12 protein-coding genes are annotated in these 13,595 nt (G+C 69.2%); 10 read left to right on the forward strand and 2 right to left on the reverse strand.

Annotation, left to right across the window (positions count from 1 at the left end):
- Nucleotides 1-2: 2 nt before the first annotated feature.
- From E3T24_RS15860 to pdxH, 9 genes are all read left to right on the forward strand, one after another.
- Nucleotides 3-779, forward strand: coding sequence for a DUF2993 domain-containing protein (locus E3T24_RS15860; RefSeq protein ID WP_134367637.1), 777 nt, complete (start codon nucleotides 3-5; stop codon nucleotides 777-779).
- Between the two features lie 88 nt (nucleotides 780-867).
- Nucleotides 868-1,155, forward strand: a complete 288-nt coding sequence (locus E3T24_RS15865) for a hypothetical protein (protein ID WP_134367639.1) — start codon at nucleotides 868-870, stop codon at nucleotides 1,153-1,155.
- A 171-nt stretch (nucleotides 1,156-1,326) separates the two neighbouring features.
- Complete coding sequence (gene lysA, locus E3T24_RS15870; protein WP_134367759.1) at nucleotides 1,327-2,781, forward strand: diaminopimelate decarboxylase; 1,455 nt, start codon at nucleotides 1,327-1,329, stop codon at nucleotides 2,779-2,781.
- Nucleotides 2,778-4,115 carry a homoserine dehydrogenase gene (locus tag E3T24_RS15875; RefSeq protein WP_134367641.1) on the forward strand — a complete coding sequence of 446 codons (1,338 nt, stop codon included), beginning with the start codon at nucleotides 2,778-2,780 and terminating at the stop codon, nucleotides 4,113-4,115. The genes lysA and E3T24_RS15875 overlap by 4 nt, the downstream gene beginning before the upstream one ends.
- On the forward strand, nucleotides 4,115-5,236 hold the full coding sequence (gene thrC, locus E3T24_RS15880) for a threonine synthase (protein WP_134367643.1): 1,122 nt from the start codon (nucleotides 4,115-4,117) through the stop codon (nucleotides 5,234-5,236). Before E3T24_RS15875 ends, thrC begins: the two co-directional genes overlap by 1 nt.
- Nucleotides 5,233-6,186: a homoserine kinase gene (gene thrB / locus E3T24_RS15885; protein WP_134367645.1), complete on the forward strand. Its 954-nt coding sequence runs from the start codon at nucleotides 5,233-5,235 to the stop codon at nucleotides 6,184-6,186. Before thrC ends, thrB begins: the two co-directional genes overlap by 4 nt.
- A gap of 449 nt (nucleotides 6,187-6,635) precedes the next feature.
- On the forward strand, nucleotides 6,636-9,218 hold the full coding sequence (gene rho, locus E3T24_RS15890) for a transcription termination factor Rho (RefSeq protein WP_241978721.1): 2,583 nt from the start codon (nucleotides 6,636-6,638) through the stop codon (nucleotides 9,216-9,218).
- Entirely contained in the window at nucleotides 9,218-10,297 is a 1,080-nt protein-coding gene (gene prfA / locus E3T24_RS15895) for a peptide chain release factor 1 (protein WP_134367649.1), read from the forward strand. Before rho ends, prfA begins: the two co-directional genes overlap by 1 nt.
- 118 nt (nucleotides 10,298-10,415) lie before the next feature.
- On the forward strand, nucleotides 10,416-11,057 hold the full coding sequence (gene pdxH / locus E3T24_RS15900; RefSeq protein WP_134410654.1) for a pyridoxamine 5'-phosphate oxidase: 642 nt from the start codon (nucleotides 10,416-10,418) through the stop codon (nucleotides 11,055-11,057).
- A gap of 8 nt (nucleotides 11,058-11,065) precedes the next feature.
- On the opposite strand, the gene epsC is transcribed toward pdxH, so the two are convergent.
- Both epsC and cysK read right to left on the reverse strand, forming a co-directional pair.
- Complete coding sequence (gene epsC, locus E3T24_RS15905) at nucleotides 11,066-11,644, reverse strand: serine O-acetyltransferase EpsC (RefSeq protein WP_134367653.1); 579 nt, start codon at nucleotides 11,642-11,644, stop codon at nucleotides 11,066-11,068.
- 27 nt (nucleotides 11,645-11,671) lie between these two features.
- Nucleotides 11,672-12,610 carry a cysteine synthase A gene (gene cysK, locus E3T24_RS15910; RefSeq protein ID WP_134367655.1) on the reverse strand — a complete coding sequence of 313 codons (939 nt, stop codon included), beginning with the start codon at nucleotides 12,608-12,610 and terminating at the stop codon, nucleotides 11,672-11,674.
- Between the two features lie 134 nt (nucleotides 12,611-12,744).
- On the opposite strand from cysK, the gene prmC reads away from it, so the two are divergent.
- On the forward strand, nucleotides 12,745-13,587 hold the full coding sequence (gene prmC, locus E3T24_RS15915) for a peptide chain release factor N(5)-glutamine methyltransferase (RefSeq protein WP_134367761.1): 843 nt from the start codon (nucleotides 12,745-12,747) through the stop codon (nucleotides 13,585-13,587).
- Nucleotides 13,588-13,595 lie beyond the last annotated feature (8 nt).

Genomic DNA, 13,595 nt, shown 5'->3' on the forward strand with positions numbered 1-13,595 from the left:
CCGTGGACGCGAGTGCCAGGAGAACACGGCGCCGCGGCCTCGGCGCCCAGATCGTGGTCGGTCTGAGCCTGCTCGGGCTGGTCGCGGCCTTCTTCTTCGTCGACGCCGGGATGCGCGGCTACGCCGAACGCCAGGTGAAGCAGGAGATCGCCTCGAACCTGCCGAAGACGGTGACCGGCGACGTGTCCGTGTCCATCGGCGGGCTGTCGGTGATCTGGCAGTACCTGGCCGGCAGCTTCGACCGGGTCGACCTGAAGTCCTCGGCGCTGAGCGTGGACGGCGTGCCGGCATCCGTGCATGTGGTGGCGACGGATGTCCCGCTCGACCGCTCCCGCCCCGTGGGCGACGTGCGCGGCATCGTCGACCTCGGCCCGGCCGCCCTGAACACCCTGCTGAGTGACTCGCTGCTCAGCGGGGCGGCCGACGCCGGCCTCGAACTCGGGCAGGACGAGGTCAGCTACACCGGCAGCATCGACCTGCTCGGCTTCCCGATCGACTACCGGGCCACGGCCAGCCCGACCGTGGACGCCGGCTCCGTCCTGCTCAGGCCCACCGGCGCCCGCATCACCTCCGGCGCCGGCGGCTTCGACGTCGGCGACCTGCTCTCCCAGGTGATGGGCGAGAAGCCGGTCCGGATCTGCGTGGCCTCGTACCTGCCCGACGGAGTCACCCTGTCCGGTGTCACGGTCACGCCGGAGCGGGCCCGACTCACCCTCCAGTCGAGCAGCCTGACCCTGAACCGCGCATCGCTCACGACCCTCGGCAGCTGCGCGGGCTGAAGTCCCCCATATTGAGGCCTGACAGTTCGGGCCGACCGCCGTACCCTTGGTATACCCGCTGATCGCGTTCCTTGGTCGAGGAGGCATCATGACCCTGCTTCGCATTCAACACCCCGTGCCCGACTACGACCGTTGGAAGCGCGCCTTCGACCTGGATCCCGCCGACCGCAAGGCATCCGGCGTCATCCGCTACACGATCCTGCGGTCCCGGACGGATCCGAAGTTCCTCATGATCGACCTCGAATTCGCCACGCCGCTCGAAGCCGAGAAGCTGCTTCTGAAGATGCGCCGCCTCTGGAGCACCAGTGGGTCCAGCGTGATGAGCGACCCCGAGGCGTGGATCGTCGACATCGTCGAAAGCGTCGAACTCGGCTGATCGCCACACGAAGACACGCGATTCGGCGCGGACCCGGGGCGTTCGCTAGAATCTTGGCAGGTCCCTCGCGTACAGACGCAGGCATCCTTTCACTGGCTTCAGGGACCAACCCGGGTTCGCTCGCCACTCAGTGAGACACCCACTCGACTCTTTCCCGTGAGGTTTTCACCCGTGGCCACCAACCCGCTCGCCCCCGACTGGCTCGGCCTTCCCGACGACGCCAACGCGCTCGCCCGGGGCCTCTGGCCGGCCACCCTCCTGCGTGCCCCCGAGGGCGAACTCGTCATCGGCGGCGTTCCCGCCTCGGCCCTGGCCGCCGAATTCGGCACACCCCTGTATGTGGTCGACGAGACGGATGCCCGCGCTCGCGCGGCCACCCTGCGCGAGGCATTCGAGGCCGAGTTCGCCCGCATCGGCACGACCGTGCACATCTATTACGCCGGCAAGGCGTTCCTCTCCACCGAGGTCGCCCGCTGGATGCTGGCCGAGGGCCTCAACATCGACATCTGCAGCGGCGGGGAACTCGCGGTCGCCCTCGCCGCGGGAACGCCGCCGCACCGCCTCGGCTTCCACGGCAACAACAAGTCCCTGACCGAGATCGACGACGCCTGCCGCCTCGGAGTCGGCACCATCGTGATCGACAGCCCGGTGGAGATCTCCCGGGTCGCCGAGGCCGCCGCCCGGCACGGCGCCCGCCAGACCGTGCGCCTGCGGGTGAACAGCGGTGTGCACGCGCACACGCACGACTTCCTCGCCACCGCGCACGAAGACCAGAAGTTCGGGGTCGCGCTCGAAGACGCGCCCGCACTGGTGGCCCGTATCCGCGCCGAACCGAGCCTGCGCTTCCTGGGTCTGCACTGCCACATCGGCTCGCAGATCTTCGGCGCGGACGGCTTCGCGGAGTCCGCGTCCCGGCTCCTGGCCGTGCACGCCGACCTGCTGGCCGGCGGGCCCGTGCCCGAAATGAACCTGGGCGGCGGCTTCGGCATCGCCTACACCTCCGCCGACACGCCCACCCCGATCCGCGAGCTCGCGGCCCGCCTGGCCGACATTGTCGCCGCGGAGTGCGCGGCCCGCGGCATCCCGGTGCCCGTGGTCGCGTTCGAACCGGGCCGCGCCATCATCGGCCCGGCCGGAGTCACCCTCTACGAGGTCGGCACCACCAAGGCCGTCAACCTGGGCGGCAACACGCGCCTGTACGTCAGCGTGGACGGCGGCATGAGCGACAACGCCCGCCCGGCCCTGTACGGCGCCGACTACACGGTGCGCCTGGCCAATCGTTCCTCGCAGACCGACCCCGTGCTGGTGCGCGTGGCCGGCAAGCACTGCGAGAGCGGTGACATCGTCGTCGACGCCGACTACCTCCCGGGTGACGTGGCCCCCGGCGACCTGGTGATGGTGGCCGCGACCGGCGCCTACTGCTGGTCGCTGTCGAACAACTACAACTTCGTCGGCCGGCCCGCCGTGGTCGCGGTGGCCGGCGGCATCCCACGGATGCTCGTGCGCGGCGAGACCGTCGCCGACCTGCTCGCCCGCGACACGGGGTTCTCACCGGCGGCCGACCCCGCCGACACCCGACCGAAGTCACCGAAGTCACCGAAGTCACCGAAGGAACCCGCCCGATGATCGAATACCGCAATCTGCGCGTCGCCCTCCTCGGTGGCGGTTCCGTCGGCGCCCAGGTGGCCCGGCTGCTGCTCGAGCACGGCGAGGAACTCGCCAACCGGGTGGGTGCGAGCCTGGAGTTGGTCGGCATCCTCGTGCGCGACCTCGACGCCGAACGCACCGTCGACCTGCCGCGCGAGCTCTTCACCACCGACGCCGAGACCCTGATCCTCGGCGCCGACGTCGTGATCGAGTTGATGGGCGGCATCGAGCCGGCCCGCAGCTACATCCTGATGGCGATCAACTCGGGCGCGGATGTCGTCACCGCCAACAAGGCGCTGCTGGCCACGCACGGCCCCGAACTCTTCGCTGCCGCCGCCCAGGTCGGCGCGCAGCTCAACTACGAAGCGGCCGTGGCCGGCGCCATCCCGATCGTTCGCCCGCTGCGCGACAGCCTCGGCGGCGACCAGGTCAACCGCATCCTCGGCATCGTCAACGGCACCACCAACTTCATCCTCGACCGGATGGACGTCGAGGGCGACACCCTCGAGGACGCCCTCCGCCTCGCCACCGAACTCGGCTACGCGGAGGCCGACCCGACCGCCGACATCGAGGGGTTCGACGCGGCGCAGAAGGCGGCCATCCTCGCCAGCCTCGCCTTCCACACGACCGTTCCGCTGGAATCGGTGCACCGCGAGGGCATCACGGCGATCACCCCGGCGCAGATCGAATCGGCTCGGAAGGCCGGCTACGTCGTGAAGCTGCTCGCCATCTGCGAACGCCTGGTCGACCCGGAGACCGGACTGCCCGGCGTCTCCGCCCGGGTCTACCCGGCCATGGTGCACCGCAATCACCCGCTCGCCGCCGTGCACGGCGGCAACAACGCGGTCTTTGTCGAGGCGGAGGCCGCCGGCAGCCTCATGTTCTACGGCGCCGGCGCCGGGGGAGTGGAGACAGCCTCCGCCGTGCTCGGCGACCTGGTGTCCCTGGCCCGGCGGCACATCGCCGGCGGCCCGGGAGTGGCTACCTCCACCCACGCCGACCTGCCCGTGCTCGACATCGGCAGCATCGCCACCCGCTACGCGGTCACCCTGGAGGTCACGGACGAGCCCGGCGTCCTCGCCGCCCTGGCCAGCGTGTTCAGCAACCACGGTGTGTCGCTGGCCCTGGTCGAGCAGTCCATGACGCAGGCCACACCGCGCACCGCGAATCACGCGGCCGTCCCGTCCACGGCTACCCTAGTGATCGGAACGCACGAGGCCAGGGAGTTGGCACTGGCCGCCACCGTGCGCGATCTCGCGGCCCACAAATTCGTCACCAATGTCGCATCCGTTTTGAGAGTTGAAGGAGTCTGATGTCCAGCGAACGAGAGTCCCTGCCGAACACCGCCGTGAAGACGGCTTCACGGCAGTGGCGCGGCGTGCTGCGCGAATACGCCGACCGCCTGAACATCACGGATGCAACGCCGATCATCACGCTCGGCGAGGGTGGCACCCCGCTCATTCCCGCTCCCGCGCTCTCCGCCCGCACGGGTGCGAAGGTCTGGGTCAAGTACGAGGGCATGAACCCGACCGGTTCCTTCAAGGACCGCGGCATGACCATGGCCATTTCCAAGGCCGTGGAGGATGGCGCCAAGGCCGTCATCTGCGCCTCCACCGGCAACACCTCCGCCTCGGCCGCCGCCTACGCGGCCTACGCCGGCATCCAGGCCGTCGTGCTCGTCCCCGAGGGCAAGATCGCCATGGGCAAGCTCAGCCAGGCCATCGCGCACAACGCGCAGCTGCTGCAGGTGCAGGGCAACTTCGACGACTGTCTCGACATCGCCCGCGACCTGTCCGCGAACTACCCCGTGCACCTGGTCAACTCGGTCAACCCCGACCGCATCGAGGGCCAGAAGACGGCGGCCTTCGAGGTCGTCGAGGTGCTGGAAGACGCCCCGGACATCCACATCGTCCCCGTCGGCAACGCCGGCAACTACACCGCGTACACGCGCGGCTACACCGAGGAACTCGAGCGCGGCGCCACCACGAAGCTGCCCCGGATGTTCGGATTCCAGGCTTCCGGCAGCGCCCCGATCGTGCTCGGCCACCGCGTCGACCACCCGGAGACCATCGCCAGCGCCATCCGCATCGGCAACCCCGCATCCTGGGACCTGGCCCTGGCCGCCCGCACCCTGACCGACGGGTACTTCGGCGCGATCAGCGACGAGAAGATCCTCGAGGCCTACCGCATCCTCTCCGCCGAGGTCGGCATCTTCGTCGAGCCCGCCTCCGCGATCAGCGTCGCCGGCCTGCTCGAGCGGGCCGAGGCCGGACTCATCCCCGCCGGCTCGACCGTGGTGCTCACCGTCACCGGCCACGGCCTCAAGGACCCGCAGTGGGCCCTGCGCACGGCGGATGGCTCCGACGTGAAGCCGACCATCGTGCCGGTCGACACCGCCGAAATCGCGAGCGTCCTCGGGCTGGTTCAGAAATGACCATCGCCGAGGCCGTCTCCGGCCGGTCGGCGCTGGCCGGTCGCTCCGTCACGGTGCAGGTCCCGGCCACCACGGCTAACCTCGGCCCGGGTTTCGACACCCTCGGCCTGGCCCTGGCGCACTACGACCACCTCGATGTCAGCGTTCGGGACGAACCCGGCGTCTTCGTCGAGGTGCAGGGCGTGGGCGCGGGAGAGGTGCCGACCGACGAGACCAACCTCGTCGTGCGCGCCATCATCCACACCTTCGCCGCCTACGGCCAGGAGCTTCCGGGCCTGAACCTGGTCGCGCACAACGTCATCCCGCACGGGCGGGGCATGGGCTCCTCGGGCGCCGCCATCGTGTCGGGCATCATGGCCGCCAAGGGCCTGCTCGAGGGCATCGTCGATATCGACGCGGAGGCGCTGCTCGCCCTCGCCACTGAGATGGAAGGCCACCCGGACAACGTCGCGCCGGCGCTCTTCGGCGGTCTCACCATCGCCTGGATGGCCCCGGAGGGACCGCGGCACAAAAAGCTGATGGTGCACCGCGGCGTCAAGCCGCTCGTTTTCGTGCCCGAGCACGCCATGTCCACCGCGCTGGCGCGCAGCCTGCAGCCGGAAACGGTGCCGCACGAGGACGCCGTCTTCAACGTGTCCCGGTCGGCCCTGCTGATCGCCGCGCTGATCCAGAGCCCGGAACTGCTGCTGGCAGCCACCGAGGACAAGCTCCACCAGAGCTACCGCGCCGCCGCGATGCCCGAGACCAGCCGTCTGATCACGCTGCTGCGCGACCACGGCTTCGCCGCCGTCGTCTCCGGCGCCGGTCCGTCGATCCTCGTTCTGGCCAGCGACCCGGGCCAGCGTCTCGTGGCCGCGGATCTGGTCGCCGCCGAGTCGGAGACGCCGTGGCAGGCTCTCATGCTCGCCGTCGACTCCCTGGGCGCGACGGTCACCCGCACCGACGCCTAAAGCCCCGCGCCTCCGTCCCGCACCCCACGTCCAACCTTCGTCCGAGCGCCTTGAACCAATTCGACGGAGATGTTGCTCTAGATAGGCGATTTTCGGGGTTTTGACTCTGATTTGGGCAAAAACTCCGTCGAATTCGTTCCGGGCGGGGAGGCTCGCGGGAGCAGGGGGTGCGGGACGGGGTAGGAGACGCCGGGACACGCCGGAGCTCCGCGTGTCCGCGCGATCTGTCGGTTCTGCTAGAGTCAAGGGGTACCCGATGGACACGCTTAACGCGCGAGTCCCTTCTCCGGTGCATTCCCTGTAACTCACTGCTATCGCATCATCTATGCGTAGCTGTGTGTGTTCACTTCAATCCACATCATTTTGGGATTGGACCACCCGCAGCGCGTGAGACGCTGCAACAGCTTCCCTGGTACGCACGTATGTCGCCAGGGGAAAGGACAATTTTCGTGACTGACGTCAACCTTCGTACCCTCGGTACGGATTCCTCGCGCCTCTCCACCCTTCGCGTTGCCGAGCTTCAGGCTCTGGCGCTCGAACTGGGCATCCCGGGCGCTTCCAAACTCCGTAAGGGAGAGCTCGTGGACGCTATCACTGCGGAACAGGCTCGGAACACCCCCGCGGCTGAGTTCGCCCCGGACGCCCCAGTGATCTCCGGTCCCCCGGTTTCCTCCGACTCCGCCGGTGCCGCGGGCGATTTCGCCGCGCCGGCCGCCGACGCTGCCGTTGCCACGGCACCGCGCAAGCGGGTCTCCCGCCGCGCCACCACCGCGACCGCGGCACCAGCCGTGGCGCACGTCAACGCTGACGGTGACCTGGGCATCGGCATCATCGTCGCGGACTCCACCACCAAGCGCCGCACCACGGCCCCCACCACGTATGCCGGCCCCTCCGCCGACTCGGTGACGACCGAGCCGACCACCCCGGCCGCCGAAAAGCCCGTTCGCCAGGCCCGCAAGCGTGCCACCTCCGTCACGGTCAAGGCCGCCGCTGCCGCCGAGGCCGCCACGGAGACCGGCGCCGCCGAATCCGCCGCACCTGAGACCGCAGCAGTGGCGACCGGCACGGTGGAGACCGCGGCCTTCCAGCCTGAGGCCGCCGTCGAGGCAGCCCCGGAGACTGCGGCTGAAGCACCCGCCGAAGCCGAAACGGCGACCGGCTCCGGCCGTTCGCGTCGCAGCAGCTCGCGCGGCGGAGCCCGTAACGGGACCGCCCGCAACGCCATCGACGCCCGCAGCAGCATCGACGCCCGCAACACCGCCGATGAGCTCGCCGCCGAGGCTCCGAACGTCATCGAGCAAACCACGCCTGCCGAGCCGGCCGAGGTCGAAAAGGCCGAGGCGACCGAGCAGGTCGAAGAGACCGAGCAGGCCGAACAGCCCCGTCAGGGACGCAACCGCAACCGCAGCCGCGGCGGCGACCGCAACCAGGGCGCCGACCGCAGCCAGGGTGGCGCCGAGCGCGGCGAGGACACCGGACGCCAGCAGAACCAGCGTCAGGCCGGCAACCGCCAGCAGAACCAGGACAATCAGGCCGACCGCGGCCAGGAACGTCAGGCGCAGGGCCAGGACCGTCAGGGCCAGGACCGTCAGGGACAGGACCGTCAGGACCGACAGGGTCAGGGTCAGGGACAGGACCGTCAGGGTCAGGACCGTCAGGACCGTCAGGGCCAGGACCGCCAGGGCCAGGACCGTCAGGGTCAGGACCGCCAGGACCGCCAGGGCCAGGACCGTCAGGGTCAGGACCGCAACGTCGGCCAGGACCGCAACGGCCCGGACGACGACCTGAACAGCCGCAGCAACCGCAACCGTTTCCGTGACCGCAAGCGTCGCGGCGTGACCACGGGCGACGACTTCGAGCCGGAGCTGAACGACGACGATGTGCTGATCCCGGTCGCGGGCATCCTCGACGTGCTCGATAACTACGCCTTCGTGCGCACCTCCGGCTACCTGCCGGGGGCCAGCGACGTCTACGTGTCGCTCGGCCAGGTCAAGAAGTACAACCTGCGCAAGGGTGACGCCGTTGTCGGTGCCATCCGCCAGCCGCACGAGGGTGACCAGAGCGGCCGCCAGAAGTACAACGCGATCGTCAAGGTCGACTCCATCAACGGCCTGACCGTCGAGGAAGCCGCCAACCGGGTTGAGTTCCAGAAGCTCACCCCGCTCTACCCGCAGGAGCGCCTGCGGCTCGAGACCGAGCCGGGGAAGCTCACGCAGCGCATCATCGATCTCGTCGCCCCGATCGGAAAGGGCCAGCGCGGCCTGATCGTCGCACCGCCCAAGGCCGGCAAGACCATCGTCATGCAGCAGATCGCCAACGCCATCGCCACGAACAACCCCGAGGTCCACCTCATGGTCGTTCTCGTCGACGAGCGTCCCGAAGAGGTCACCGACATGCAGCGCACGGTGAAGGGTGAGGTCATCGCCTCCACCTTCGACCGCCCCGCGGAGGACCACACCACGGTCGCCGAGCTCGCCATCGAGCGCGCCAAGCGCCTGGTCGAACTGGGCCACGACGTCGTCGTGCTGCTCGACTCGATCACCCGCCTCGGCCGTGCGTACAACCTCACCGCGCCGCCCTCGGGCCGCATCCTCTCCGGCGGTGTCGACGCCTCCGCGCTGTACCCGCCCAAGCGCTTCTTCGGCGCCGCGCGCAACATCGAGAACGGTGGCTCGCTCACCATCCTCGCCTCCGCTCTGGTCGAGACCGGGTCCAAGATGGACGAGGTCATCTTCGAGGAGTTCAAGGGCACCGGCAACATGGAGCTCCGCCTGTCGCGCCAGCTGGCTGACAAGCGCATCTTCCCAGCGGTGGATGTCAACGCATCCGGCACCCGTCGTGAAGAAATGCTGATGAGCACGGATGAAGTCAAGATCACCTGGAAGCTGCGCCGCGCCCTCGCCGGGCTCGAGCAGCAGCAGGCGCTCGAGGTCATCCTCGGTCGCCTCAAGGAGACCACGTCCAACGTCGAGTTCCTGATGCAGGTTCAGAAGTCGATGCCGACCCTCGGCGGGTCAGACAAGGATCACTGATGTTCGAGTCTGTTCTGACTCTGCTGGCTGAGCACGACGAGCTGCAGTCTCAGCTGGCCGATCCGGAGCTGCACGCGAACCCGGCCCGCTCGAAGAAGGTCAACCGCCGCTACGCCGAGCTCAGCCGCATCATCGCGGCGTGGAACGAGTGGAAAGAGATCGGCGACAACCTCGAGGCAGCCCGCGAGCTCGCCGCCGAGGACGCCGACTTCGCCGCGGAGATCCCCGGGTTGACGGAACAGCTGGAAGCCGCAGCCGAAAAGCTGCGGCGTCTGCTGATCCCGCGCGACCCGCTCGATGCCCGTGACGTGATCATGGAGATCAAGATGGGGGAGGGCGGCGCGGAATCCGCACTGTTCGCCGCCGACCTGCTCCGGATGTACCTGCACTATGCGGAATCGAAGCGCTGGAAAACCGAGATCATCGAGCAGACCACGAGCGATCTCGGCGGGATCAAGGACATCCAGCTCGCCATCAAGGGCAACTCGAGCGACCCCGCAGAGGGCGTCTGGGCGCACCTGAAGTACGAGGGCGGCGTGCACCGAGTTCAGCGGGTGCCCGCCACGGAGTCCCAGGGACGCATCCACACCTCCGCCGCCGGCGTGCTCGTCTTCCCCGAGGTCGACGAGCCCGAAGAGGTCGAGATCAACGCGAACGACCTCAAGATCGACGTGTACCGGTCGAGCGGCCCCGGCGGCCAGTCGGTCAACACGACCGACTCCGCCGTGCGCATCACGCACCTTCCGACCGGCATCGTCGTGGCCATGCAGAACGAGAAGAGCCAGCTGCAGAACAAGGAAGCCGGCATGCGCGTTCTGCGTGCCCGCGTTCTCGCCCGGCAGCAGGAAGAGATCGACGCGGCAGCCAGCCTCGTGCGCAAGGGGCAGATCCGCACCATGGACCGGTCCGAGCGCATCCGCACGTACAACTTCCCCGAGAACCGCATCGCGGACCACCGCACCGGCTACAAGGCCTACAACCTGGACACCGTGATGAACGGCGCCCTGGAGGCCGTGATCGATTCCTGCATCACCGCCGACGAGGCCACTCGCCTGGCCGAGATCGGCGACCACGACTAGATCTCAGAATGATTCGCACGAGATCAGAGGCTTTCTGTGGCCCCGTCCCTCCTAGGCTGGAGGGGCAGGCCGGGGAGCTTTCGCATTCTGCCGGCCCAAACCGAGGGCGAGGATGCCGATGGAATCCCTGACGAGTCACACCGACTACGGCGCGGTGGGCCTGAACGAGTCCGGGGTCGACCCCGACCCGATGATCGAGTTCGCCGCGTGGCTGGCGGCAGCCGAGCAGGCGGGGCTCTACGAGCCGAACGCCATGGTGGTCGGCACCGTCGACCCGGACGGCCGGCCGAGCAGTCGCACGGTGCTGCTCAAGGGCCTCGACGGGAGCGGATTCGAATTCGTCAGCAACTACGGTTCCCACAAGGGCCGGGCGCTGGCCGCCAATCCGGGCGTATCGCTGTTGTTCCCCTGGTTCGCGATGCAGCGCCAGGTGATCGTCTACGGCACGGCCCACCCCACGGATGCCGCCACCAGCGACGCCTACTTCGCGCGCCGACCGCGGGCCGCCCGCATTGCCGCTGTGGCTAGCGACCAGTCGCAGCCGATCGCGAGCCGTGCCCTGCTCGAGGAACAGGTGCGCCGGGTGGAAGCGCGCTACCCGGGCGACACGGACATTCCCCGGCCGGACGACTGGGGCGGCTACCGGGTGACGCCGCACGCGATCGAGTTCTGGCAGGGGCGAACGTCGCGGCTGCACGACCGCCTGCGCTTCACGGCCGCCGCCGCGGGCGGCTGGACCCTGGAGCGGCTGCAGCCCTAGCGGCAGCGTCAGTCGTCGGTGAGCGGCAGTCCCCTCGCGCTCTCGATCGTGTCGGGCCTGGCCGGCTGCACGGTCGCCGGAATTCCGAGGAGCACGGACTTCGCCGGGGCATCCCGCGTCACCACAGCGTTGGCGCCGACGGTGCTCCAGGCGCCGAGCGTGATCGGGCCGAGGATCTTGGCCCCGGCGCCGACCGTCACGCCGTCGTGCAGGGTCGGATGCCGCTTCTCGCCACGGGCCACCCCGTGACGGGATTTTCCACCGAGCGTGACGCCGTGGTAAAGCATGACGTCGTCGCCGATCTCCGACGTTTCACCGATCACCACTCCCATGCCGTGGTCGATGAACAGCCGTCGCCCGATCCGGGCGCCCGGGTGGATTTCGATCCCGGTCAGGAACCGGGTGAACTGGGACAGCAGCCGGGCCGGCAGCCACAGCCCGGCCGTCCAGAGCCGGTGCGCGACCCGATAGGACCAGACCGCGTGCAGGCCGCTGTACGCGAGGAACACCTCGATGTTGCTGCGGGCCGCGGGGTCGTGGGCGCGCGCCATCAGCACGTCTTCCCGGATGCTCGACAAGACTCCCATCGGCTGCTTCCGCCGCCCTCTTCTCGCCTAGTCCAGCAGGTCTTCGTAGAGAACGGTCGAGATATACCGCTCGCCGAAGCTCGGCAGGATTGCCACGATGGTCTTGCCAGAGTTCTCGGGCCGCTTGGCCTGCTCGAGGGCCGCCCAGACCGCGGACCCGCCGGAGATGCCGGAGAGGATGCCTTCGTCGGTCGCGAGGGCACGCGCCGTGGCCAGCGAGTCGGCCAGGGTGACGTCGGTCACCTCGTCGTACACGGTGGTGTCGAGGACCTTCGGCACGAAGTTGGCACCGATGCCCTGGATCTTGTGCGGCCCCGGCTTGCCGCCGGTGAGGATGGGGGAGTCGATCGGTTCGACCCCGACGACCCGAACGGAGGGTTTGCGCTCCTTGAGCAGCTGACCGGTGCCCGTGATGGTGCCGCCGGTGCCGATGCCCGCCACCAGGATGTCCACGGCGCCTTCGGTGTCGTCCCAAATCTCCACGCCCGTGGTCGCGCGGTGGATGGCCGGGTTGGCGGGGTTGTCGAACTGACGGGCGAGGATCGCCCCCGGCGTGCCGGCGGCGATCTCTTCCGCCTTCGTGACGGCGCCGCGCATGCCTTCTCCACCGGGCGTGAGCACGATTTCCGCGCCGTAGGCACGAAGCAGCACGCGGCGCTCCTTGCTCATGGTCTCCGGCATCGCCAGGATCACCCGGTAACCGCGGGCCGCCCCCACCATGGCCAGGGCGATGCCGGTGTTGCCGCTGGTACCCTCGACGATGGTGCCGCCCGGGGCCAGTTCGCCCGACGCCTCGGCGGCGTCGACGATCGCGATGCCGATCCGGTCCTTCACACTGCCCGAGGGGTTGTAGAACTCCAGCTTCACCAGCACGGTCGCGTCCAGGCCGGCGGTGAGCCGGTTCAGTCTGACCAGAGGGGTCCCGCCGACGGCAGCGGTGATATCGGAGTGAATCTTTGCGGGCATCGGTGAGCGCCTTTCGATCGGTTTTCAGGACCTCGCCCAGCCTAGGGCCACGGCATTGGGCGAGCGAGTGCATTACATTCCAAAGAGTGACAACTCCGCCAAGCGACCATTCCATTCCCGCCGCCGTCGACGAAATGCGCGACCTGGCCATCCGTTCACTCTCCGCGGCCGGGATTTCCGACGCCGAGGTGGACGCCGATCTACTGATCGGCCACGTCCTCTCCCAGAGCCGGGGGCAGGTGCAGGCCGCCGGCATCCTGCGCACCAGCCTCAGCGAGACGGATGCCGCGGCCATCCTGGAACTCGTTCACCGCCGCTCTCTGCGCGAGCCGTTGCAGCACATCACCGGCCGTGCCCCGTTCCGCTCCCTCGAACTGAACGTGGGACCCGGAGTGTTCGTGCCTCGGCCCGAGACCGAACAGGTGGCGCAATTCGCCATCGACGCCCTCCGTTCCCTGCCCGACCCGGAACCGATCGGCGTGGACCTGGGCACCGGCAGCGGCGCGATCGCGCTGGCCATGGCGGTCGAGGTGCCCCACGCCCGCGTCTGGGCGGTGGAGAACTCTCCGGATGCGTTCCCGTGGACCACCCGCAACTTCACCGAGGTCGGTGCCGACAACGCCACCCTCGTGTTCGGCGACCTGACCGACGCGCTTGCCGAACTCGACGGAACCGTCGCCGTGGTCATCTCGAACCCGCCGTACATCCCCGCGGACGCCATCCCGCGCGACCCGGAGGTGCGCCTCTTCGACCCGGCCCGCGCCCTGTTCGGCGGCCGGGACGGCCTCGACGTCGTGCGACACGTGTCCCGCACGGCCCTGCGCCTGCTGCGCCCGGGCGGGGTGCTGGTGATCGAGCACGGCGAGTTGCAGGGCGCCGAAATCCGGGCCCTCCTGGCCGCCGACGGCTGGCGTGCCCCCGCCACCCACCGCGACTACACCACCCGCGACCGCGCGACCACCGCCCTGCGACCCTGAGGTCGACG

Origin of the sequence: Cryobacterium sp. TmT2-59, from assembly GCF_004403545.1 — a bacterium.
Classification (GTDB): Bacteria; Actinomycetota; Actinomycetes; order Actinomycetales; family Microbacteriaceae; genus Cryobacterium; species Cryobacterium shii.

Bases quoted from the DNA above. Each gene is read 5' to 3' on its own strand.
- prfA (WP_134367649.1), top strand. From the start codon at position 9,218: ATGTTCGAGTCTGTTCTGACTCTGCTGGCTGAGCACGACGAGCTGCAG.
- thrB (WP_134367645.1), top strand. From the start codon at position 5,233: ATGACCATCGCCGAGGCCGTCTCCGGCCGGTCGGCGCTGGCCGGTCGC.
- thrC (WP_134367643.1), top strand. From the start codon at position 4,115: ATGTCCAGCGAACGAGAGTCCCTGCCGAACACCGCCGTGAAGACGGCT.
- pdxH (WP_134410654.1), top strand. From the start codon at position 10,416: ATGGAATCCCTGACGAGTCACACCGACTACGGCGCGGTGGGCCTGAAC.
- prmC (WP_134367761.1), top strand. From the start codon at position 12,745: ATGCGCGACCTGGCCATCCGTTCACTCTCCGCGGCCGGGATTTCCGAC.
- cysK (WP_134367655.1), bottom strand. From the start codon at position 12,610: ATGCCCGCAAAGATTCACTCCGATATCACCGCTGCCGTCGGCGGGACC.
- E3T24_RS15875 (WP_134367641.1), top strand. From the start codon at position 2,778: ATGATCGAATACCGCAATCTGCGCGTCGCCCTCCTCGGTGGCGGTTCC.
- epsC (WP_134367653.1), bottom strand. From the start codon at position 11,644: ATGGGAGTCTTGTCGAGCATCCGGGAAGACGTGCTGATGGCGCGCGCC.
- E3T24_RS15865 (WP_134367639.1), top strand. From the start codon at position 868: ATGACCCTGCTTCGCATTCAACACCCCGTGCCCGACTACGACCGTTGG.